This window comes from Streptomyces sp. NPDC006174, from assembly GCF_040614075.1.
GTDB lineage: Bacteria > Actinomycetota > Actinomycetes > Streptomycetales > Streptomycetaceae > Streptomyces.
On record NZ_JBEXTJ010000019.1, the window covers coordinates 74,138 to 96,617 of the forward strand.

19 protein-coding genes are annotated in these 22,480 nt (G+C 71.1%); 17 read left to right on the forward strand and 2 right to left on the reverse strand.

Translation table 11 applies throughout. The features are described from left to right. The first annotated feature begins 67 nt into the window (after window positions 1-67). From ABZ267_RS31645 to ABZ267_RS31665, 5 genes are all read left to right on the forward strand, one after another. Entirely contained in the window at window positions 68-655 is a 588-nt protein-coding gene (locus ABZ267_RS31645) for a sigma-70 family RNA polymerase sigma factor (RefSeq protein ID WP_076966337.1), read from the forward strand. Then, window positions 652-1,614, forward strand: a complete 963-nt coding sequence (locus ABZ267_RS31650; protein ID WP_356754010.1) for a zf-HC2 domain-containing protein — start codon at window positions 652-654, stop codon at window positions 1,612-1,614. The genes ABZ267_RS31645 and ABZ267_RS31650 overlap by 4 nt, the downstream gene beginning before the upstream one ends. A 119-nt stretch (window positions 1,615-1,733) precedes the next feature. After that, entirely contained in the window at window positions 1,734-4,109 is a 2,376-nt protein-coding gene (locus ABZ267_RS31655) for a UvrD-helicase domain-containing protein (protein WP_356754012.1), read from the forward strand. Window positions 4,110-4,526: 417 nt separating this feature from the next. After that, entirely contained in the window at window positions 4,527-5,963 is a 1,437-nt protein-coding gene (locus tag ABZ267_RS31660) for an NAD-dependent malic enzyme (protein ID WP_356754013.1), read from the forward strand. A gap of 377 nt (window positions 5,964-6,340) precedes the next feature. After that, a complete protein-coding gene (locus ABZ267_RS31665; RefSeq protein WP_003968811.1) occupies window positions 6,341-6,622 on the forward strand; it encodes an HU family DNA-binding protein in 282 nt (93 codons plus the stop codon). Window positions 6,623-6,705: 83 nt separating this feature from the next. Here ABZ267_RS31665 and ABZ267_RS31670 read toward each other — a convergent pair whose 3' ends face one another. Next, window positions 6,706-7,137 carry a DUF2000 domain-containing protein gene (locus ABZ267_RS31670; protein ID WP_356754015.1) on the reverse strand — a complete coding sequence of 144 codons (432 nt, stop codon included), beginning with the start codon at window positions 7,135-7,137 and terminating at the stop codon, window positions 6,706-6,708. Window positions 7,138-7,192: 55 nt separating this feature from the next. Between ABZ267_RS31670 and ABZ267_RS31675 the strand changes: the two genes are divergently transcribed. Continuing rightward, window positions 7,193-8,062, forward strand: a complete 870-nt coding sequence (locus ABZ267_RS31675) for an AraC family transcriptional regulator (protein ID WP_356754131.1) — start codon at window positions 7,193-7,195, stop codon at window positions 8,060-8,062. 51 nt (window positions 8,063-8,113) lie between these two features. On the opposite strand, the gene murA is transcribed toward ABZ267_RS31675, so the two are convergent. Beyond that, on the reverse strand, window positions 8,114-9,454 hold the full coding sequence (gene murA / locus ABZ267_RS31680; RefSeq protein WP_007450559.1) for a UDP-N-acetylglucosamine 1-carboxyvinyltransferase: 1,341 nt from the start codon (window positions 9,452-9,454) through the stop codon (window positions 8,114-8,116). 286 nt (window positions 9,455-9,740) lie between these two features. Between murA and ABZ267_RS31685 the strand changes: the two genes are divergently transcribed. From ABZ267_RS31685 to ABZ267_RS31735, 11 genes are all read left to right on the forward strand, one after another. Continuing rightward, entirely contained in the window at window positions 9,741-10,301 is a 561-nt protein-coding gene (locus ABZ267_RS31685) for a YqgE/AlgH family protein (RefSeq protein WP_018512335.1), read from the forward strand. A gap of 30 nt (window positions 10,302-10,331) precedes the next feature. Next, window positions 10,332-10,625, forward strand: coding sequence for a DUF3039 domain-containing protein (locus ABZ267_RS31690; protein WP_356754018.1), 294 nt, complete (start codon window positions 10,332-10,334; stop codon window positions 10,623-10,625). A 270-nt stretch (window positions 10,626-10,895) separates the two neighbouring features. Continuing rightward, window positions 10,896-12,200 carry an extracellular solute-binding protein gene (locus ABZ267_RS31695; protein ID WP_356754020.1) on the forward strand — a complete coding sequence of 435 codons (1,305 nt, stop codon included), beginning with the start codon at window positions 10,896-10,898 and terminating at the stop codon, window positions 12,198-12,200. A 2-nt stretch (window positions 12,201-12,202) separates the two neighbouring features. Then, window positions 12,203-13,189 carry a sugar ABC transporter permease gene (locus ABZ267_RS31700; protein ID WP_356754022.1) on the forward strand — a complete coding sequence of 329 codons (987 nt, stop codon included), beginning with the start codon at window positions 12,203-12,205 and terminating at the stop codon, window positions 13,187-13,189. Between the two features lie 74 nt (window positions 13,190-13,263). Further along, window positions 13,264-14,097, forward strand: coding sequence for a carbohydrate ABC transporter permease (locus ABZ267_RS31705; protein WP_356754133.1), 834 nt, complete (start codon window positions 13,264-13,266; stop codon window positions 14,095-14,097). Window positions 14,098-14,103: 6 nt separating this feature from the next. Next, the gene (locus ABZ267_RS31710) at window positions 14,104-15,753 is read left to right on the forward strand and encodes a beta-N-acetylhexosaminidase (protein ID WP_356754024.1); all 1,650 of its coding nucleotides are present in this window, start codon (window positions 14,104-14,106) and stop codon (window positions 15,751-15,753) included. A 299-nt stretch (window positions 15,754-16,052) separates the two neighbouring features. After that, on the forward strand, window positions 16,053-16,949 hold the full coding sequence (locus ABZ267_RS31715; RefSeq protein WP_356754026.1) for an FAD binding domain-containing protein: 897 nt from the start codon (window positions 16,053-16,055) through the stop codon (window positions 16,947-16,949). Further along, window positions 16,946-18,739, forward strand: a complete 1,794-nt coding sequence (locus ABZ267_RS31720) for a 2Fe-2S iron-sulfur cluster-binding protein (protein ID WP_356754028.1) — start codon at window positions 16,946-16,948, stop codon at window positions 18,737-18,739. The genes ABZ267_RS31715 and ABZ267_RS31720 overlap by 4 nt, the downstream gene beginning before the upstream one ends. Window positions 18,740-18,848: 109 nt before the next feature. Further along, on the forward strand, window positions 18,849-21,200 hold the full coding sequence (locus tag ABZ267_RS31725; protein WP_356754030.1) for a molybdopterin cofactor-binding domain-containing protein: 2,352 nt from the start codon (window positions 18,849-18,851) through the stop codon (window positions 21,198-21,200). 49 nt (window positions 21,201-21,249) lie between these two features. Next, window positions 21,250-22,008 carry a hypothetical protein gene (locus tag ABZ267_RS31730; RefSeq protein ID WP_356754032.1) on the forward strand — a complete coding sequence of 253 codons (759 nt, stop codon included), beginning with the start codon at window positions 21,250-21,252 and terminating at the stop codon, window positions 22,006-22,008. A 41-nt stretch (window positions 22,009-22,049) separates the two neighbouring features. Beyond that, window positions 22,050-22,469: a hypothetical protein gene (locus ABZ267_RS31735; RefSeq protein WP_356754034.1), complete on the forward strand. Its 420-nt coding sequence runs from the start codon at window positions 22,050-22,052 to the stop codon at window positions 22,467-22,469. The last annotated feature ends 11 nt before the right edge of the window (window positions 22,470-22,480 follow it).

Consider the following 22,480-nt stretch of genomic DNA (forward strand, 5'->3'; position numbering starts at 1 on the left):
GATCCGCCGCCCGCTCCCGTATCCATGCCCGAAGAGCTCCATTCAGGGTCTCGACCAGGAGGTTCGGGTGCGCAAGGATGCGGCCGTGGCCGATGACCGTCCGCACAGGGCTCGACATCGCAGTGAGCCGCCCACGCCCCCTGACGGGATACCCGACGAGGAGCTGATGCGGGCGCTCTACCGCGAACACGCCGGGCCGCTGCTCGCGTACGTCCTCCGGCTCGTGGCGGGCGACCGCCAACGGGCCGAGGACGTGGTGCAGGAGACGCTCATCCGTGCCTGGAAGAACGCCGGCCGGCTCAACCGGGCCACCGGCTCCGTCCGCCCCTGGCTGGTGACGGTCGCCCGGCGCATCGTCATCGACGGCCACCGCAGCCGGCAGGCCCGGCCGCGCGAGGTCGATCCGTCGCCGCTGGAGGTCATTCCCGCGGAGGACGAGATCGACAAGGCGCTGTGGCTGATGACGTTGTCGGACGCGCTCGACGATTTGACGCCCGCGCACCGGGAAGCATTGGTCGAGACCTACTTCAGGGGACGTACGGTGAACGAGGCGGCCGAGGTGCTCGGCATCCCCAGCGGCACGGTGCGGTCCCGGGTCTTCTACGCACTCCGCTCGATGAAGCTCGCACTCGAAGAGAGGGGGATCACGGCATGAGCGACCAGCAGTGGCAGCCCTTCGGGCCCCGGCCTCCGGAACCCCGTATGCCCACCGGTCCCTCGAACGTCCCGTACCCCTCCAACACCCCGTATCCCGCGGGTCCTGCACACCCCTCAGGGCCCGCGTACCTCTCCGGCCACGGCCATCCCGGCGGCCCCGCCGACCCCGGGCCGTCGTTCGGCGGTGAGCCCGAAGGCGGCGAGCACGACGCGGCCGCCGCCTATGTCCTGGGCATCCTGGACGACGCGCAGGCGAGCGCCTTCGAGGCCCATCTCGCCGGCTGCGCCCGGTGCTCCGTACATCTGGACGAGTTCGCCGGGATGGAGCCCATGCTCGCGATGCTGGCCGAGGCGCCGGCGGCCTCGCCCGGAGCCCGTCCCGTACCGCACGTGCCCGAGCGGCCCGCGCCGAAGGTGCTCGGCGGGCTGATGGACGAGGTCGCGCACCGACGGCACCGGCGTACGAAGCGGAGCCGGTATCTCATTGCCGCGGCCGCCGCGCTGATCATCGGTGGGCCGGTCGCGGCCGTCGCCGTCACGGCGGGCGACGAAGGCGGCCGCAGCGTCGCCGCCGTCGACCCGCACCCCACCAGCCCGGCCGAGGACGCCTTCTTCCAGCACATGACGGAGAAGGTCTCCGCGACCGACCCCACCACCCGGGTCGGCGCGACGGTCGGCATGGAGGAGAAGGCGTGGGGCACGCACACGGTCCTGGAGCTGAAGAACGTCAAAGGGCCGCAGAAGTGCACGCTCGTCGCCGTCTCCAAGACCGGCGAGGAGGAGATCGTCACCTCCTGGTCCGTGCCGAACTGGGGATACGGCATCGAGGGGTCGACGCACGAGTCGGCGAAGAACCCGCTGTACGTGCACGGCGGCGCGGCGATGGACCGTGCGGACATCGACCGCTTCGAGGTGCGCACGTTCGACGGGGAGCGGCTGGTGGAGATCGGCACCTGAGCGGACCCGGCTGTTCCGACGCGTAATCGCAACACGCGTGACCGTGGGCGGCAGGTGCGCCCGGGCCCCCCTTCGCATAGGGTTGACGGCTGCCCGATGCACGTCAGAAGGGGGCCTCGGTGGCCGCGCAGGATGCCGCTGTCGATTCGCTGCGGGACCGGGAAACCGGTGTCGAGCAGGATCATCTGGACCGCGTTTACCACCGTCTCGAAGAGAAGATCGACGAGGCGGAATTTCTCATGCACGACGCCGTCAAACGCGGGCAGGTCGGCACGCCCGGCGCCCTCGCCGAACGGGACGCGCAGGTCTTCCGGGCCGGTGTGCACCTCAACCGGCTGAACAGCGAGTTCGAGGACTTCCTCTTCGGCCGGATCGACCTGCTCCTCGGCAAGGACGGTGAACGCGGCCCGGACGGCGCGTTCACCTCCGTCGAGCCGGCTGACGACGCCGTAAGCGACGGTGCCACCGCCGACATCGCCGAGACGCTCCACATCGGCCGGATCGGGGTCCTGGACTCCGACTACGCGCCGCTGGTGATCGACTGGCGGGCCCCGGCCGCCGCGCCGTTCTACCGCTCCACGCCGAAGGAGCCGGGCCGCGTCGTACGCCGCCGGGTCATCCGCTCCAAGGGCCGCAAGGTCCTCGGCGTCGAGGACGACCTGATGCGCCCGGAGCTGACGGCGTACCTGGACGGCGAGAAGCTGCCGGTGATCGGCGACGGCGCGCTGATGGCCGCGCTCGGCCAGGCCCGCAGCCACACCATGCGGGACATCGTCGCCTCCATCCAGGCCGAACAGGACCTGGTCATCCGCGCACCCGCCGCCTCGGTCACCGAGGTCACCGGCGGCCCCGGCACCGGCAAGACTGCCGTCGCGCTGCACCGGGCCGCCTACCTCCTCTACCAGGACCGGCGGCGGTACGCGGGCGGCATCCTGATCGTCTCGCCGACGCCGCTCCTGGTCGCGTACACCGAAGGCGTGCTGCCTTCGCTCGGCGAGGAGGGCCAGGTCGCGATCCGCGCGATCGGCTCGCTGTCCGAGGAGGCCGTCGGCGTGGAAGGCGCCACGGCGTACGACGAACCGGCCATCGCCCGGATCAAGGGCTCCTCGCGGATGCTCCACGTGCTGCGCAAGGCGGCCCGAGGCGCGCTGGAGGTGCCCAAGCCGCCGGCCGGGAACGGCCAGCTCTCCTTCGGCGACGAGCCCGTGCGGAACGGCACGGCGACCACTCCGACCCGGCTGCGCGTCGTCGCCTTCGGCGCCCGCGTCGAGCTGGAGGCCGACGAGCTCCAGCGCATCCGGCACAACGTGCTCAGCGGCACCGCCCCGGTCAACCTGCTGCGTCCGCGCGCCCGCAAGCTGCTGCTCGACGCGCTGTGGAGCAAGTCCTCCGGACGCGGCCGCTACACCGATCCGCAGCTGGTGGCGGAGTTGCGGTCCTCCTTCGACGAGGACGTCTCCACCGAGACGCCGTTCCTGGAGTTCCTGAACGCCTGGTGGCCCGAGCTGACCCCGCGCCGCGTCCTGGCCGCGATGGCCGACGAGAAGCGGCTGGCCCGCTGGTCCCGGCGCATCCTCAACCAAGGTGAGGCGCGCCGCCTGGCCCGCTCGCTGAGGCGGCTGGACGCGGCGGACGGCAGCGGCCCCGTCTCCGTACACGATGTGGCGCTCCTGGACGAGCTCCAGGCGCTGCTCGGCACGCCGGCCCGGCCCAAGCGCAAGCGCGAGATGGACCCGCTGGACCAGCTCTCCGGCCTGGAGGAGCTGATGCCGCAGCGCGAGGAGACCCAGTGGGAGCGGGCCGAGCGTCTCGCGGCGGAACGGACGGAGTACGCGCACGTCATCGTCGACGAGGCGCAGGACCTGACGCCGATGCAGTGGCGGATGGTGGGCCGCCGGGGCCGCCACGCGACCTGGACGATCGTCGGCGACCCGGCGCAGTCCTCCTGGTCCGACCCGGACGAGGCGTCCGCGGCCCGGGACGAGGCGCTCGGCTCCCGGCCGCGCCGCCGCTTCACCCTCACCGTCAACTACCGCAACCCGGCCGAGATCGCCGAGCTGGCCGCCAAGGTGCTGGCGCTCGCCATGCCGGGCATGGAGTCGCCGTCGGCGGTGCGTTCGACCGGTGTGGTGCCGCGCTTCGTGCCGGTGGCGGGCGGCGACCTGGCCGCCACGGTCCGCGAGGAGGCGCGCCGGCTGCTGGCCGAGGTGGACGGCACGGTCGGCGTGGTCGTGGCGATGGACCGGCGCGCCCAGGCCCGCGAGTGGCTCGCGGAGCTGGGGGAGCGGGTGGTGGCGCTGGGCAGCCTGGAGGCGAAGGGGCTGGAGTACGACGCCACGGTGGTCGTCTCTCCGGCGGAGGTCGCGGACGAGTCACCGGCCGGGCTGCGGGTGCTGTACGTGGCGCTGACGAGGGCCACGCAGCAGCTGACGGTGGTGTCCGGCGAGCGGGACATGCCGGACGAGAACGGGGTGCCGGACCTGCTGCGGGAGTGACCCGTACGGGCTGCCGGCTCCCGTGAGGCGAGTCAACCCGGCGCACGGGAATCACTTTTCCGGGGTCTTTGTTACCGTGGTACTGGCACCGGCTCGATCCAAGCCCCCGGGCCCAACCTTCGTCGCTTCGAGCGACCACTTGCCGCGAGGCGAGCATGGCGGGTCGGTGCCACCTAAGTGAAGAAGACAGACCCGTGTCACCTGATGGTGGCGCGGGTCTGTCTTCGTTGACGGGACTCTCGAGGGCTCTTGGGGGTTCCGCCGAACGGGTTACTTCTCGTATGGTGGAAAACACTTTCCGAAAGATGGCACTCATTACCGGCTACCAGTCGGTAGGTGCGACGATCGGGAAGCGTGACCGGAACGAGGGTTCCGGATGCGAAGCAATGAAGCTTGAGGAAAGTGAAGGACTCGGCCATGGCAACGGCGCCCAGCGTCTCGTACTCGATGACGGTCAGGCTGGAGGTGCCCGCGAGCGGCACCGCGGTCTCCCAGCTCACCACGGCCGTGGAGTCGTCGGGGGGTTCGGTCACCGGCCTCGACGTCACCGCGTCCGGCCACGAGAAGCTGCGGATCGACGTCACGATCGCGGCCAGCTCCACCTCGCACGCGGACGAGATCGTCGAAAACCTGCGCGAGGTCGAAGGCGTCGTGCTGGGCAAGGTCTCCGACCGTACGTTCCTCATGCACCTCGGCGGCAAGATCGAGATGGCGTCCAAGCACCCCATCCGCAACCGTGACGACCTCTCGATGATCTACACGCCCGGCGTCGCCCGGGTCTGCATGGCCATCGCCGAGAACCCCGAGGACGCGCGCCGCCTCACCATCAAGCGCAACTCCGTCGCAGTCGTGACGGACGGCTCCGCGGTGCTCGGCCTCGGCAACATCGGCCCGATGGCCGCGCTGCCCGTCATGGAGGGCAAGGCGGCCCTCTTCAAGCGCTTCGCCGGCATCGACGCCTGGCCGATCTGCCTGGACACCCAGGACACCGATGAAATCGTCGCGATCGTCCGTGCGATCGCCCCGGGCTTCGCGGGCATCAACCTGGAGGACATCTCGGCGCCCCGCTGCTTCGAGATCGAGGCCCGGCTGCGCGAGGCGCTGGACATCCCGGTCTTCCACGACGACCAGCACGGCACCGCCATCGTCGTCCTGGCCGCGCTGACCAACGCGCTGCGCGTGGTCGGCAAGAGCATCGGGGACGTACGGGTCGTCATGTCCGGTGCCGGAGCCGCCGGTACGGCCATCCTGAAGCTGCTGATCGCCGCCGGTGTCAAGCACGCCGTGGTCGCCGACATCCACGGCGTCGTCCACTCCGGACGCGAGGACCTGGTCGCCGCCGACCCCGAGTCGCCGCTGTGCTGGATCGCCGACAACACCAACCCGGAGAACATCACCGGCACCCTCAAGGAAGCCGTCGTGGGCGCCGACGTCTTCATCGGCGTCTCCGCACCGAACGTCCTGAACGGCGACGACGTCGCGGCGATGGCGGACGGCGCGATCGTGTTCGCGCTCGCGAACCCGGACCCGGAGGTCGACCCGACGATCGCCCGCGAGACGGCCGCCGTCGTGGCCACCGGCCGCTCCGACTTCCCCAACCAGATCAACAACGTGCTGGTCTTCCCGGGTGTCTTCCGCGGTCTGCTGGACGCTCAGTCCCGCACCGTCAACACGGAGATGATGCTCGCCGCCGCCGGAGCCCTCGCCGACGTGGTCGCCGAGGACGAGGTCAACGCGAACTACATCATCCCGTCGGTCTTCAACGACAAGGTGGCCGGTGCGGTCGCCGGAGCCGTCCGCGCGGCCGCCAAGGCCGCCGCCGGCACCGGAGCCGCACCTTCCGACGCGCTCTAGACCACACGGTTTCGCGGGGTCCATCAGGGGTACGCGCCGAAGACCCCGGGCCGCACCCGCCCGTGCCGTACGGCGCGTCGCGGGTCGCGGCGCCCCAAACGCCCCTTTAGGGTGGGCGGGCAGTGGGCCCTGTAGGGCCCGGCATCCGCTGCGGACCGCTAAGGGAAGCCGACGGAACGTCACCACGAGCAGGCAGTGGCGCTTTTCGTTGACCCTGAAGGGTTCCGGATTGGCTTTCCCGCCGCAGGTGGGGGCAGGATGCGTAATCGGGCGCGAGGGTCTGACATCAGACCCGGGTCCGGGGACTGTCAGAGGGCCCTGGCAGCATCGGCTTCGATCTCACGCCTCACAGGCAAGAAGAACACGGGAGTAACAACATGAACCGCAGTGAGCTGGTGGCCGCCCTGGCCGACCGCGCCGAGGTGACTCGCAAGGACGCCGACGCCGTGCTGGCCGCGCTCGCCGAGACCGTCGGTGAGATCGTCGCCAAGGGCGACGAGAAGGTCACCATCCCCGGCTTCCTGACCTTCGAGCGCACCCACCGTGCCGCTCGCACCGCGCGCAACCCGCAGACCGGCGACCCGATCAACATCCCCGCCGGCTACAGCGTGAAGGTCTCCGCGGGCTCGAAGCTCAAGGAAGCCGCCAAGGGTAAGTAACCCACCAGGCGCAAGGAGGGCGGCCATCCCCGACCAGGGGTGGCCGCCCTCGCGCATGCCAGAGGCACATGCGCGCGCTGTGGTCAGGAATGCATCCGCGCGCCCTTGAGGGCCTTGTCCACGGCGTTGCGGGGCCCGTGGACGAGCAGCCCCACCAGATCCAGCGCGTCCCGTCCCACGGCCCGTACCGCCGCCCGGTTGTCCCGGTCGTTGCCCGTGCCGAACAGGTCCGAGGTGAACACGGCCGTCGTCAAGGACCGGGAGAGCGCCTTCGTGTGCGCGGCGGTCAGAGTCTCCTTCGACCCTTCGAAGACCAGCACCGGCTGCCGGATCATCGCCAGGTACGCGGTGGAGTCGGCGTCCTCGTACGGCTCGCCGATCACCTCGGGCACCGCCGACCCCAGGCCGCTGACCAGGAACGCGGTCACGTTCAGGCGCTGCCAGGTCTCCAGGTCGTCGCGGAGCAGCACCGCGACCTTGGTGTCGAAGCGGACGGGTGCCTCGCCGGAGGCCATGGTTCCGCTTCTGGATTCGGTCTCGGTCTCGGTCTCGGTCTCGTGCGTGTTTCTCATGGTTCGAGACTGGCCGCTGGCCCCGGACCCGGTCTTGTACGTTCTAAGCGTGGTGGCACGGCAGGAGATCTCGGCCTGGCGTCCGGCGGTCCAGGGCGTCGTGGAGGTCTTCCACGCCCGCTTCACCGAGCACGCCTATCCCATGCACGTGCACGACGCCTGGACGCTCCTGATCGTCGACGACGGCGCCGTCCGCTACGACCTGGACCGCCACGAGCGCGGTACGCCGGGCGGCACGGTGAGCCTGTTGCCGCCGCAGGTCCCGCACAACGGTTCGCCCGCCACCTCCGACGGCTTCCGCAAACGGGTGCTCTACCTGGACATGACGCACCTCGACGCCCGCTACATCGGGCCCGCCGTGGACACCCCGGACCTCGCCGACCCGCTCCTGCGCGCCCGCGTCGGCCGGCTCCACACGGCGCTGGCGGACCCGGGCGGGGCCTTCGAGGCGGAGAGCCGCCTGGCGTTCGTCGGCGAGCGGCTGAGGGGCCACCTGAGGCCTGTGGAGGCGCCGGTGGGCCCGCCGCCGGGTCCGGGCGTCGCGCGGGACCTGCGCGAGCTCCTGGACGAGCGGCTGGGCACGGGCGTGACCCTGGCCGAGGCCGCCGGGCTGCTCCACGCGCACCCCGCCCATCTCGTACGGGCGTTCAGCGCGGCGTACGCGATCGCGCCGCACCAGTACCTGACGGCCCGCCGGGTCGACCGGGCCCGCCGGCTGCTGCTGGACGGGATGCCGGCCGGTGAGGCGGCGGCCGCCGTCGGCTTCCACGACCAGTCCCACCTGACCCGCCACTTCAAGCGGATCGCCGGCATGACACCGGGCCGGTTCGCGCGCTCCCGGGAAAGCCCGGTGCCCCGGACCCTGTGAGGGTCCGGGGCACCGGATGCGCAGTGCTGTGTGCGGCAGCGCTGTGCGGGGTCAGACCAGGGAACCGCCCGGCAGCTCCACCTTGGCGCCGAGCTTCTCCAGCTTCTCCATGAAGTTCTCGTAACCGCGGTTGATCAGGTCGATGCCGTGCACCCGGGAGGTGCCCTGCGCCGCCAGCGCCGCGATCAGGTACGAGAAGCCGCCGCGCAGGTCGGGAATGACCAGATCGGCGCCCTGGAGCTTCGTCGGCCCGGAGACGACCGCCGAGTGCAGGAAGTTGCGCTGGCCGAAGCGGCAGTCCGAGCCGCCCAGGCACTCGCGGTACAGCTGGATGTGCGCACCCATCTGGTTGAGCGCGGAGGTGAAGCCGAGCCGCGACTCGTAGACCGTCTCGTGGACGATGGACAGGCCCGCGGCCTGCGTCAGCGCCACCACCAGCGGCTGCTGCCAGTCGGTCTGGAAGCCGGGATGGACGTCGGTCTCCAGCGCGATGGCGTTGAGCGCGCCGCCCGGGTGCCAGAAGCGGATGCCCTCGTCGTCGATCTCGAAGGCGCCGCCGACCCGGCGGAAGGTGTTCAGGAAGGTCATCATCGAACGCTGCTGGGCGCCGCGTACGTAGATGTTGCCTTCGGTCGCCAGCGCCGCCGACGCCCAGGAGGCCGCCTCCAGCCGGTCCGGGATGGCCCGGTGGGTGTATCCGTCGAGCTTGTCGACACCGGTGATCCGGATGGTCCGGTCGGTGTCCATGGAGATGATCGCGCCCATCTTCTGCAGTACGCAGATGAGGTCCTCGATCTCCGGCTCGACGGCCGCGTTGGACAGCTCGGTGACGCCCTCGGCGAGGACGGCGGTGAGCAGCACCTGCTCGGTGGAGCCCACCGAGGGGTACGGCAGCCGGATCTTGGTGCCGCGCAGCCGCTGCGGGGCCTCCAGGTACTGGCCGTCCGCCCGCTTCTCGATGGTCGCGCCGAACTGGCGGAGCACCTCGAAGTGGAAGTCGATCGGCCGGCCGCCGATGTCACAGCCGCCGAGGCCCGGGATGAAGGCGTGGCCGAGGCGGTGCAGCAGCGGGCCGCAGAACAGGATCGGGATGCGCGACGAACCCGCGTGGGCATCGATGTCGGCGACGTTGGCCGACTCGACGTGCGAGGGGTCGAGGATCAGTTCGCCCGGCTCGTCGCCCGGGCGGACGGTGACGCCGTGCAGCTGGAGCAGTCCTCGGACCACCCGCACGTCACGGATGTCGGGAACGTTGCGGAGGCGGCTGGGCCCGCTGCCGAGCAGCGCGGCGACCATGGCCTTCGGCACCAGGTTCTTGGCGCCTCGGACGCGGATCTCGCCCTCCAGCGGGGTGCCGCCGTGGACAAGCAGGACATCGTCTGTGCCGGTCATGTATCTCGCGTTCCGGAGTGGTCGGGCAGGGGGCCAACGAAAAGGGTAATGGCCTCCTACCCCCGTTCCGTAAGGCGAAGGGGGGTGTACGAACGTCATGAATCCGCCACAACACCCTCCGCGCACCCGATCTTGCGGAGGGTCACCGTCCGGATGGCCGCCGGATCCCGCCCGCGAGGTGCGCTCCCCGTGCCTCCGTGCGCCCTGAGCTGCGCTCGCTCTCCTGAGGTGGTCATCACGGCCGCCGCACCCCCGCGGAGGGCGAAGATGCGGGATCATTTCTGCCATGACGGAGGTGTCCTCGCTCACAGGTCGACTGCTCGTGGCCACACCCGCCCTCGCGGACCCGAATTTCGACCGCGCGGTGGTGCTCCTTCTCGACCACGACGAGGAGGGCTCCCTCGGCGTGGTCCTCAACCGCCCGACCCCGGTCGGCGTCGGTGACATCCTCGGCTCCTGGGCCGGACTCACCGGCGAGCCGGACGTCGTCTTCCAGGGCGGCCCGGTCTCGCTGGACTCGGCGCTCGGCGTGGCGGTGATCCCGGGCGACGAGGGCCCGCTCGGCTGGCGCCGGGTGCACGGAGCGATCGGCCTGGTCGACCTGGAGACCCCGCCGGAGCTGCTCGGACCGGCGCTCGGGTCGCTGCGGATCTTCGCCGGGTACGCGGGGTGGGGGCCGGGTCAGTTGGAGGGCGAGCTGACCGAGGGCGCGTGGTACGTGGTCGAGTCGGAGCCCGGTGACGTCTCCTCCCCGCGCCCGGAGAACCTCTGGCGCGCGGTGCTCCGGCGGCAGCGCAGCGAGCTGGCGATGATCGCCACGTATCCGGACGACCCTTCGCTCAACTGAAGCCCCTCTTCTTCAGTACCCTTGGCGGTTATGAGCACTCTTGAGCCCGATCGCGGGGCAGGTACGGGGACCCTCGTAGAGCCGACGCCACAGGTGTCGAGGGGCGACGGCGACCACGAGCGCTACGCCCATTACGTCCAGAAGGACAAGATCATGGCGAGCGCCCTGGAGGGCACTCCCGTGGTCGCGCTGTGCGGCAAGGTCTGGGTGCCGGGGCGCGACCCCAAGAAGTACCCGGTCTGTCCCATGTGCAAGGAGATCTACGAGTCCATGGGCGCCGGCGGCGACAAGGGCAAGGGCGGCAAGGACAAGGGCAAGAAGTAGGGCCAGGCTCCCACTCCGTCTTCCAGGGCCCCCGGCACGCGCGGTCGTTGCGCGTGCCGGGGGCCTTTGGCATGCCTGAGCGTCGGCTCTCCGCGCCACCGGTGACGGAACGTGACCGGTCGTGCTCGCGTTGCGCGGGGTGCGTCGGCTGGTCACAGAGTGGTGGAGACCACTTGTCGGGCGCCGGAACCGGACTTACTCTCCTGCCAGTTGTGCAGAACGAAACGCACGTTGCACATGATGCAACGATGGACCGGTAGGGGTTCCCGGATGAAGCTTTCTGCCCGAATTGCCGCCCCGGTTGCGGCGCTTGTGCTGGCGGGCCTCACCGCCACCGCCTGCGCGCCGCAGACCTCCGACACCAGTGCGAAGGGTGACGAGAAGAGTGGGACTCTCCGTGTCTGGCTCTTCCAGGAGGTCGGCAACAAGCCCAAGGAGAAGGTCGTCGACGACGCGGTCGCCGCGTTCGAGAAGAGCCACGACGGCGCGAAGGTCGAGGTCGAGTACATACCTGTCGACACCCGCGCCCAGCGCATCAAGGCCGCCTTCAACGACCCCAAGAGCGCGCCGGACCTCATCGAGTACGGCAACAGCGACACCGCCGGCTACGTCAAGGACGGCGGACTCGCGGACGTGACGAAGGAGTTCGGCGCCTGGGAGGAGGCCAAGGACACCGACCCGATCGCCAAGCAGTCCGTCACCGTCGGCGACAAGGTCTACGGCGCCCCGTTCTTCGTCGGCGTCCGGGCCCTCTACTACCGCACCGACATCCTCAAGGACCTCGGCATCCAGCCTCCCAAGTCCCAGGCCGAACTGATCGCGACGGCCAAGAAGATCCACAAGGCGAAGCCCGACCTCTACGGCCTCGCGGTCGGCGGCGCCTACACCTACGGCGCGATGCCCTTCATCTGGTCGCACGGCGGCGAGATCGCGGGCGAGAGCGGCGGTACGTACAAGTCGGCCATCAACAGCGAGAAGGCCCGCAAGGGCATCGAGGCCTACACCTCGCTCTTCGGCGACGACAACTGTCCGGCCGCCAAGTGCGCCTCCATGACCGGCAACGCCACCATCACCGCCTTCGCCTCCGGCAAGGCCGCCATGGCGATCGGCGGCGACTTCAGCCACGCGGCGGTCGAGGCGAGCCCGGTCAAGGGCAAGTACGCGGTCGTCCCGCTGCCCGGCATCGCGCCGGACTCCATCGCTCCGGCCTTCGCGGGCGGCAACAACATCGGCGTACTCAAGAGCAGTTCGCACCGCACGCTCGCCGTCGACCTGATGAAGTCGCTCACCGGCAAGAAGACCCAGGCCGAGATGTTCGACGCGATGGGCTTCCTGCCCACCTACACCGACGTCCTGGACAACGCCGCGAAGAAGCAGCCCTTCGTCGCACCGTTCGTCCAGACCCTCGGCGCCGGCGCCAAGTTCGTCCCCGCCTCGCCGGCCTGGGGCCAGATCGACGCCTCGCTGGTCCTGCCGACGATGTTCCAGGAGATCGTCTCCGGCCGTAAGGACGTGGCGCAGGCCTCGGACGACGCGGCGAAGAAGATGGACACCGCCTTCACCGACGCGGGCTGACCATGACCACGCCCACCACCGCTCTCAAGGCCCCGACTCCCGGTGCGGCCGGGGCGGGCACCGGCACCGCCGCCGGCCGCCCGCCCCGGCGCGGCCGCACGGTGTCGCCCAAGGGCCACTCCGGCTGGACCCCCTGGCTCTACCTCCTGCCCGCTCTCGTCCTGCTCGCCGGACTGCTGGTCTACCCGATCTACCAGCTCGGCCTGATCTCGTTCCTGGAGTACACCCAGGCCCAGGTCAGCGGCGGCGAACCGACCACCTTCAAGGGCTTCGACAACTACGCGACCCTCTTCAACGACGGCCAGTTCTGGCAGGTCCTCCTCGCCACCGTCCTCTTCGCCACGGCCTGCGTGGTCTCCACGCTCTTCGTCGGCTGCGCGCTGGCCGTCCTGCTCACCCGCATCCGCGCCCTGCCGCGCCTGGTGCTGATGATGGCCGCGCTCGGCGCCTGGGCCACTCCCGCGATCACCGGCTCGACGGTCTGGGTCTTCCTCTTCGACCCGGACTTCGGACCCGTGAACAAGGTGCTCGGCCTCGGTGACTTCTCCTGGACGTACGGGCGCTACAGCGCCTTCGCACTCGTGCTCCTCGAAGTCCTGTGGTGCTCGTTCCCGTTCGTCATGGTCACCGTGTACGCCGGCATCCGGGCCATCCCGACCGAGGTGCTGGAGGCCGCCTCGCTGGACGGCGCGTCCCAGTGGCGGATCTGGCGGACCATCATGGCGCCGATGCTCAAGCCGATCCTGATCGTCGTCACCATCCAGTCGATCATCTGGGACTTCAAGGTCTTCACCCAGATCTACGTCATGACCAACGGCGGCGGCATCGCCGGCCAGAACCTGGTGCTCAACGTGTACGCGTACCAGAAGGCGTTCGCGTCCTCGCAGTACAGCCTCGGCTCGGCGATCGGCGTCGTGATGCTGGTGATCCTGCTGGCGGTCACGCTGGTCTATCTGCGCCTGGTGCGGCGCCAGGGGGAGGAACTGTGAGCGCGACGACCGAGAATGCCGTACGCGACCGTCCCGTACGCGAGCGTCCTGAAGGCGGTGGTCGCGTACGTACACTGCTCCGCGTCAAGCGGCCCGGCAGGCTGGCGGCCGAGGTCGCGGCCCTGCTGATCGCCGTGGCGGTCGCCTTCCCGCTCTACTGGATGGTGCTCTCCGCCTTCAAACCGGCCGGAGAGGTCCAGTCGACCAGCCCCCGCCCGTGGACGCTCGCTCCGTCGCTCGACTCGTTCCGCCGGGTCTTCGAACAGCAGGACTTCGGCCGCTACTTCCTCAACAGCCTGCTGGTGGCCGGCACGGTGGTCATCCTCTCGGCGCTGGTCGCCTTCCTGGCCGCCACCGCCGTGACCCGGTTCCGCTTCAAGTTCCGCACCACGCTGCTGATCATGTTCCTGGTGGCGCAGATGGTGCCGGTGGAGGCGCTGACCATCCCGCTCTTCTTCCTGATGCGGGACTTCGGCCAGCTCAACACGCTCGGCTCGCTGATCCTGCCGCACCTGGCCTTCTCGCTGCCGTTCGCCATCTGGATGCTGCGCGGCTTCGTCAGAGCCGTCCCGGAAGCTCTGGAGGAGGCCGCCTACATCGACGGCGCCAGCCGCACCCGCTTCCTCTGGCAGATCCTCTTCCCACTGGTCTTCCCGGGCCTGGTGGCGACCAGCGTCTTCTCCTTCATCACCACCTGGAACGACTTCCTCTTCGCGAAGTCGTTCATCATCAGCGACACCTCGCAGTCGACGCTGCCGATGGCGCTGCTGGTCTTCTTCAAACCGGACGAGAACGACTGGGGCGGGATCATGGCAGCCTCGACCGTGATGACCATTCCCGTCCTCGTCTTCTTCGTACTCGTACAGCGGCGCCTGGTCTCCGGACTGGGCGGCGCGGTTAAGGACTGACGTCTCATGACATCCGACGACACGACGGCTCCCGGCCTGATTCCCGCGCCGCGCGAGGTGACCTGGGGCGCACCGGGAGCGGAGCCGTTCCGGCTGGACGCGGCGACCGTGCTCACCGCTCCACCGGGCACCGAAGGCGTCGCACGGCTGCTGCGCGCCACCGTCGGCGCCGCCACCGGACTGCCGCTCGCCGACGGCACGGACGGCCACCGTGTGGAGCTGGCGCTCGACGCGGCGCTGGCTCCGGAGGCGTACGGACTCGTGGTCGACGGCGACACCGTACGCATCACCGGCGGCAGCGCGACCGGGCTCCTGCACGGCGCGCAGACCTTCCGTCAGCTCCTCGGGCCGGAAGCCTTCCGGCGCGCGCCGATCGCTCCGGAGCGCACCTGGGAGGTGCCGGCGGTGGTCATCGCGGACGAACCGCGCTTCTCCTGGCGCGGCCTGATGCTCGACGTCTCACGGCACTTCCTGCCCAAGGACGACGTGCTGCGCTACCTGGACCTCCTCGCCGCGCACAAGCTCAACGTCTTCCACTTCCACCTCACCGACGACCAGGGCTGGCGCATCGAGATCAAGCGCTACCCGCGCCTCACCGAGGTCGGCTCCTGGCGCGCGCGCACCAAATACGGCCACCGGGCCTCCGAGCTGTGGGACGAGACCCCGTACGGCGGTCACTACACGCAGGACGACATCCGCGAGATCGTCGCCTACGCCGCCGAGCGGCATATCCGCGTCGTCCCGGAGATCGACATCCCGGGCCACTCGCAGGCCGCCATCAGCGCGTACCCCGAGCTGGGCAACACCGACGTCATCGACACCACCACCCTCTCCGTCTGGGACACCTGGGGCATCAACCCGAACGTACTCGCCCCCACTGACAACACCCTGCGCTTCTTCGAAGGCGTCTTCGAGGAGCTGCTCGACCTCTTCCCGGCCGCCACCTCGCCGTTCATCCACGTCGGCGGCGACGAGTGCCTCAAGGACCAGTGGAAGGAGTCCCCGACCGCGCAGGCCCGGATCGCCGAACTCGGCCTGAAGGACGAGGACGAGCTCCAGTCCTGGTTCATCCGCCACTTCGACGGCTGGCTCACCGCACGCGGCCGCCGCCTCATCGGCTGGGACGAGATCCTCGAAGGCGGCCTCGCCGAAGGCGCCGCGGTCTCCTCCTGGCGTGGTTACGCCGGAGGCATCGCGGCCGCCGAGGCCGGGCACGACGTGGTGATGTGCCCGGAGCAGCAGGTGTATCTGGACCACCGTCAGGACGGCGGCCCCGACGAGCCGATGCCCATCGGATACGTACGCACCCTGGAGGACGTCTACCGCTTCGAACCCGTTCCGCCGGGGCTGAGCGAGGAGGCGGCCCGTCACATCCTGGGCACGCAGGCCAACGTGTGGTCCGAGGTCATGCAGAACAGGTCACGCGTCGACTACCAGGTCTTCCCGCGCCTCGCCGCCTTCGCCGAGGTCGCCTGGAGCTCCCTGCCGGCCCCCGCCGACCGGGACTTCGCCGGATTCGACGCGCGGATGACCGACCACTACGCCCGGCTCGACGCCCTCGGCGTCGACTACCGCAGGCCCGGTGGCCCGTTGCCGTGGCAGCGCCGGCCCGGCATCCTCGGTCGCCCGATCGAGGGAGCGCCGCCGGTGGTGTGAGCTCCGGATCGGTCCGCGCCGGAGCGTGTACCGGCGCGGACCGAACGGGCCGTGGACGAACAGCCCCCGGAATGAACGGAATAAGTCGTACAAGCATCGCTGAAGAGTGGCAATTCACCCTCCACTCCGAAGAGGTGCGAAATCGGATCATCCCCCAGGTCAGGGACGGATCCACCCTTCGCGGACCCTCGCGCCGGTCCCATCGGAAGATGTGCCAGAGTTGCCACGTCCGGCCTGTGAACACGTACCGTACGGCGGAACAGGCGGACCAGCCGGGAGACCGGGAAGGGGCAGCTGGGTTGACCACGCACGCACCGCAGGCGCTGCAGTCGGTGACGCTGCCGGCCTCGCTCGACGAGGCCGTGGCGGCGCTGGAAGCCATGCCCGCCGCCGTCCCCGTGGCGGGCGGAACGGACCTGATGGCGGCCGTGAACAAGGGGCTCCTGCGCCCCTCGGGACTGGTCGGCCTCGGCAGGATCAGCGAGCTGCGCGGCTGGCACTACCAGGACGGCCACGCCCTGCTCGGCGCCGGCCTCACCCACGCCCGCATGGGACGGCCCGACTTCGCCGCCCTGATCCCCGCCCTCGCCGCCTCCGCGCGCGCCGCCGGCCCGCCCCAAATCCGTAACGCCGGAACCCTCGGCGGCAACATCGCCACCTCCGCGCCGACCGGCGACGCGCTGCCGGTGCTGGCCGCGCTGGAGGCCGAACTGGTCGTCGCGGGACCCGGTGGCACGCGCCGCGAGATCCCCGTCTCGCACCTGCTGGCCGGCCGCGAGATGCTCGGCCCGGCCGAGCTGATCGGCTTCGTCCGGGTCCCGCTGCTGCACGCCCCGCAGGTGTTCCTGAAGGCCACCGGCCGCACCGGTCCCGGCCGCGCCACCGGCTCGGTCGCCATCGTGCTCGACCCGGCCCGGCGCGGAGTGCGCTGCGCGGTCGGCGCCATCGCTCCGATGCCGCTGCGGCCGCTGGAGGCGGAGCGCTGGATCGCCTCGCTGATCGACTGGGACGGCGAACGCGGCCTGGCACCCGACGCGCTGGCCGCCTTCGGCGAGTACGTCGCCGCCGCCTGCATCCCGGACCACGAACCGCCGGCCGACGGATCAGAGGCCCCGCCGCTGTCCCCGGCCGTCCTGCACCTGCGGCGCACCGTCGCCGCGCTCGCCCGACGCGCACTGGGGAGGGCACTGTCGTGAGCAATGAGGAACACCCCGACCCCCGGTACGAGGGCTGGGAGCCGACGCCGCAGAGCGGTGAGTACGACTCCGACGCCACGGCCTTCGTCCAGCTCCCGCCGGAGGACCTGGCGGCCGTCCCGCTGGCCGCGCCCGGCCACGGATACGTACCGCCGATGATCGTGCCGCTGACCCCGGCCGCCGGTCTGGACCCTGCCGCGACGGGCAGCTGGGTCGTGCGGACGCAGAGCCAGCAGCAGGGCGAGGCCGACCGCCGCGCCCAGGAGCAGCCGCCCGGCGCGGTGCACTGGCCGGACCCGAACGACCAGGGCGGCGGCTACGCGCGGCAGCCGTACCAGGACACGTCGCACTCCACGGCGCAGTGGAACTTCACGGAGGCGGTCGGGGAGCGCGCGGGGCAGCCGGGCGGTGCCGGGGCGGGCGCTGCGGAGTACGCGGACCAAGCGGGTCACGGCGACCACTCGGGTCACGGCGACCAGGCAGGTCACAGCGACCACGCGGGTCACTCGGACCACAGCGGCCACGGTGACTACGCGGACCACACCGGCCACGGTGACCACTCGGACCACACCGGCCACTTCGACACCTCCGCTCACCCGGACCACACCGACACCTCCACGCACACCGGGCACAACGCCTCCTCCGGCCACACCGGCCAGTGGACGATTCCGGTCGCGGACGGGGATCTTCCGGACGAGTCGGGCGAGTTCCTGGCCTCGGCGGCGGCCTCGCAGCAGTGGTACGCGGACGACACGCGCCCGGCAACGCTCCCCGGCGGCGCCCCCGCGCCGTGGGCCACCCAGCCGCAGCCCGGGGAATCCCCGGCACCCGTGCGTCCCGGCCCGGACGAGGAGCACGCGGCGGACCACCCGGCCGCCGACCCCGAGACCGACGGCCACCCGCTCCCCGGCAACGAACCGGAAGCGGAAGCGCCGCCGACGGAACCTCACGCCACAGCGGGCACGGCAGACACAGCACCGGAACCGGAAGCAGAAGCGGAACCCCCGGCCGACACCGCCTCGGAAGCGCCCACCGACCCCGAAGCAGCAAGCGCTCCCGAGGCCGACGCGGAACAGCCCTCCGAAGCGGAACCCGAGCCGGACCCGTCCCACGACCCCGCGTTCGACCCCGCGCACGACCCCGCGTTCGACCCGTCCCACGACCCGGTCGCCGCACCCCTGGACGTACCGAGCGAGCACCCCGCCGCCTCCTACGTCCTCCACGTCAACGGCGCGGACCGCCCGGTGTCCGACGCCTGGATCGGCGAGTCCCTGCTCTACGTGCTCCGCGAGCGCCTCGGCCTCGCCGGAGCCAAGGACGGCTGCTCGCAGGGCGAGTGCGGGGCGTGCAACGTCCAGGTCGACGGCCGCCTCGTCGCCTCCTGCCTGGTGCCCGCGGCCACCGCGGCCGGCAGCGAGGTCCGTACGGTCGAGGGGCTGGCCGTCGACGGCGAACCCTCCGACGTCCAGCGCGCGCTCTCCGCCTGCGGAGCCGTCCAGTGCGGCTTCTGCATCCCCGGCATGGCGATGACCGTCCACGACCTGCTGGAGGGCAACCACGCCCCGAGCGAGCTGGAGACCCGCCAGGCCCTCTGCGGCAACCTCTGCCGCTGTTCCGGCTACCGGGGCGTGCTCGACGCGGTCGCGGACGTCGTGGCGGCCCGTGAGGCGAGCGCGGGGGCGTCCGCCACCGCCCAGGACGAGCCCCGCATCCCGCACCAGGCCGAGCCCGGCGCCGGCGGCGTACACCAGCCGCACCAGCACCACCCGCACGAGGGAGGCGCGCAGTGATCGACGCGCGCAGACCCGCGGCCCACGGCAACCGGTCCGACCAGCACCACGCGACACCACAGGTCACCCGCCGCCGTCGGCGCGGCGGGGCGAACGACAAGGAGGCGGCGTGAGCGGCGACGCAGCCACTGCGGCCAACGCGACCAGCACCAGCCTGCCCAGGATCGACGCGGCAGCCGGCTCCGGCGACGGTCCCGGCCAGGAGCCACCGCTGATGGGCCTGGGCGCCTCGCTGCCGCCCGCCGACACCCGTGCGAAGACCGAGGGCACCTTCCCGTACGCCGCCGACCTCTGGGCCGAGGGGCTGCTCTGGGCCTCCGTGCTCCGCTCGCCGCACCCGCACGCCCGCATCCTCTCCATCGACACCTCGGCCGCCGCCGCGATGCCCGGCGTGCGCGCGGTCGTCACGCACGAGGACGTGCCCGGCGACAGCAACTACGGCCGGCGCGTGGTCGACCGTCCGGTCTTCGCCGCCGAGCTGGTCCGCCACCACGGTGAGCCGATCGCCGCCGTCGCCGCCGACCACCCGGACACCGCGCGTCTCGCGGCCGCCGCAATCGCGGTCGAGTACGAGGTGCTGGAGCCGGTCACGGACCCGGAGAAGGCGTTCGCCGCCGAGCCCCTGCACCCCGACGGCAACCTGATCCGGCACATCCCGCTCCGGTACGGCGACGCCGAGGCGACCGGCGAGGTCATCGTGGAGGGCCTCTACCGCATCGGCCGCCAGGACCCGGCCCCGATCGGCGCGGAGGCCGGCCTCGCCGTGCCGAGGCCCGACGGCGGCGTCGAGATCTACACCGCCTCCACCGACCCGCACACCGACCGCGACCTGGCCGCCGCCTGCTTCGGCCTGGAGCCGGACCGGGTCAAGGTCGTCGTCACCGGCGTCCCCGGCGCGACCGGCGACCGCGAGGACCCGGGCTTCCAGATCCCGCTGGGCCTCCTCGCCCTGCGCACCGGCTGCCCGGTCAAACTGGCCGCGACGCGCGAGGAGTCCTTCCTCGGCCACGCCCACCGCCACCCGACCCTGCTGCGCTACCGCCACCACGCGGACGCGGACGGCCGGCTGGTCAAGGTGGAGGCCCAGATCCTGCTGGACGCCGGCGCGTACGCGGACGCCTCCTCGGAATCACTCGCGGCGGCCGTGGCGTTCGCCTGCGGCCCGTACGTCGTCCCGCACGCCTTCATCGAGGGCTGGGCGGTCCGGACGAACAACCCGCCCTCCGGCCACGTACGCGGCGAAGGCGCCATGCAGGTGTGCGCGGCGTACGAGGGCCAGATGGACAAGCTGGCCGCGAAGATCGGCATCGACCCGGCCGAACTCCGCCTCCGGAACGCCTTGTCGACCGGCGACATCCTGCCCACCGGCCAGACGGTGACCTGCCCGGCCCCGGTGGCCGAACTGCTCCGCGCCGTCCGCGACGCGCCTCTCCCGGCACTCCCGAAGGACACTCCGGAGGACGACTGGCTGCTGCCCGGCGGTCCCGAGGGCGCGGGCGAACCCGGCGCGGTGCGCCGGGGCGTGGGGTACGGGGTCGGCATGGTCCACATGCTCGGCGCCGAGGGCGCGGACGAGGTCTCCACGGCCACGGTCCGGGTCCACGACGGCGTGGCCACGGTGATCTGCGCTGCGGTCGAAACAGGCCAAGGCTTCACGACCCTCGCCCGCCAGATCGTCCAGGAGGTCCTGGGCGTGGACGAGGTCCATGTGGCGGCGGTCGACACCGACCAGCCGCCAGCCGGCCCGGCGACGCACGGCCGCCACACCTGGGTCTCCGGCGGAGCGGTGGAGCGGGCGGCGAAGATGGTCCGCACGCAGCTCCTCCAGCCGCTGGCGCACAAGTTCGGCATGTCCACGGAGCTGCTCCAGATCGCCGACGGCAAGATCACCTCGTACGACGGTGTCCTCTCCACCACCGTCATGGAGGCGATGGACGGCAAGGAACTCTGGGCCACCGCCCAGTGCCGCCCTCACCCGACCGAGCCGCTGGACGACTCCGGCCAGGGCGACGCGTTCGTGGGCCTGGCCTTCTGCGCGGTACGGGCGGTGGTCGACGTCGACATCGAGCTCGGCTCGATCCGCGTGGTCGAGATGGCGGTGGCCCAGGACGTCGGCCGCGTCCTGAACCCGAAGCAGCTGGCGATCCGTATCGAGGCGGGCATCACCCAGGGCATCGGCGCGGCCCTCACCGAGAACCTCCGCACCGCCCGCGGCATCATCCGCCACCCCGACCTGACCGGATACGCACTGCCGACCTCGCTGGACGCCCCGGACATCCGTATCGTCAAGCTGGTCGAGGAACGGGACGTGGTGGCCCCCTTCGGCGCCAAGCCCGCCTCGGCCGTCCCGGTCGTGACGGCCCCGGCGGCGGTGGCCTCGGCGATCCGATCGGCCACCGGCCGCCCGGTGAACCGCCTGCCGGTACGGCCGCAGGCGGCGGTGGCAGCGACGAAAGGCTGACAGGGCGCACGCGGGTGCGTCGTTTTCTTGACCAGGGGGAGTACCGGACATGATTTCTGAGCCGGAGTTGGTGGGGGAGTTCGGACCGGAGCACAGACCGGAGGCGGTGGGTGGCTTCGACCACAGGCCGCCACCCGGCCACCGGCGCGGCCACGGCCTGCTGTGGGCCGTGGCGGGAGCGCTGACCGCGTCCGCGATATGGGCGGCGGCCGTCTTCGCGTACGGGGACGGCCCCGAACGGAAGCCGGACATGCACGGCTACGAGCTGGGCGGACGCTCGTGTTCCGCAATGCGGATGAAGGCGCTGACCGCATCGGTGGGAAAGCGGTACGAGGCACCGAGCCTCGGCCCCGACAGGATCGGACATCCGGCCTTCGACAGCATCTCGTGCTCCATGGCCATCACGGCTCCCAAGGGAACGGGCCCGGACGAAGAGTGGACCTACAGCGTCTACGTGGGGATGTCGGTCGAACTCCACAAGGAGACCGACCCCTTGCCCGAGTTCGAGGCCCGCAGGAACACGGCGTCCGAATGGGGAGAGGATGCAGTGCGTTCGGAGCTGGTACCCGGTCTCGGGGACCGCGCCTATCTCCTGGTCGCGAGTGAGCGGACCTCGGAGCTGAAAGTGGTCGAGGGCGGCGCCGTCATCATGCTCTCCATCTCCGCGAGCTGGGACCACCAGGGCTTTGAGGACGGGACGGAGCCGTCGTCCGACGAGCCCGAGGAGACTCCCAAGGTTGAGCCGTACCACGCCGACCTGATCAGTGACATGCGCGACGTGATGAAGGCGCTGAAGACGGCGGCCTGAGCAGGGCCGAGGAACGTTCAGCGGAAACCAGGGGGAAGTTCATGACGTTCGACGAGGAACGGGCCGAACTGCGTACGGCGGCGGCCGAACGAGGCGCCATGCGGATCAACGGCGTTCCGGCCGAAGGCGGCGGCGCAGCCGACCTGGTGGTGAACCGGGACGACCTCGGCGCCATCGGGAACGACGCCTATGACCTGAGGACGAGACTGTCGAAGGAGGGCGACCACGCCCGCCCCGCCACCTTCGACGCGGCGATCGCGCTCACCAACGGCAATTTCACGAGCGGCGCGGCGGTGCTCAAGGTGCACGACCGCTGGCAGACCCAGCTGAAGACACTGCTCGACTCCTGCGCGCACATCTCGAACCACCTGGACTACACGAAGGCTCAGCACGCCAAGGGCGAGGTGAAGATCGTGGGGGACCTGACGCCGATCTCCAAGCTCACGGAGTATCTGCAGTAGGACGCGGGGGG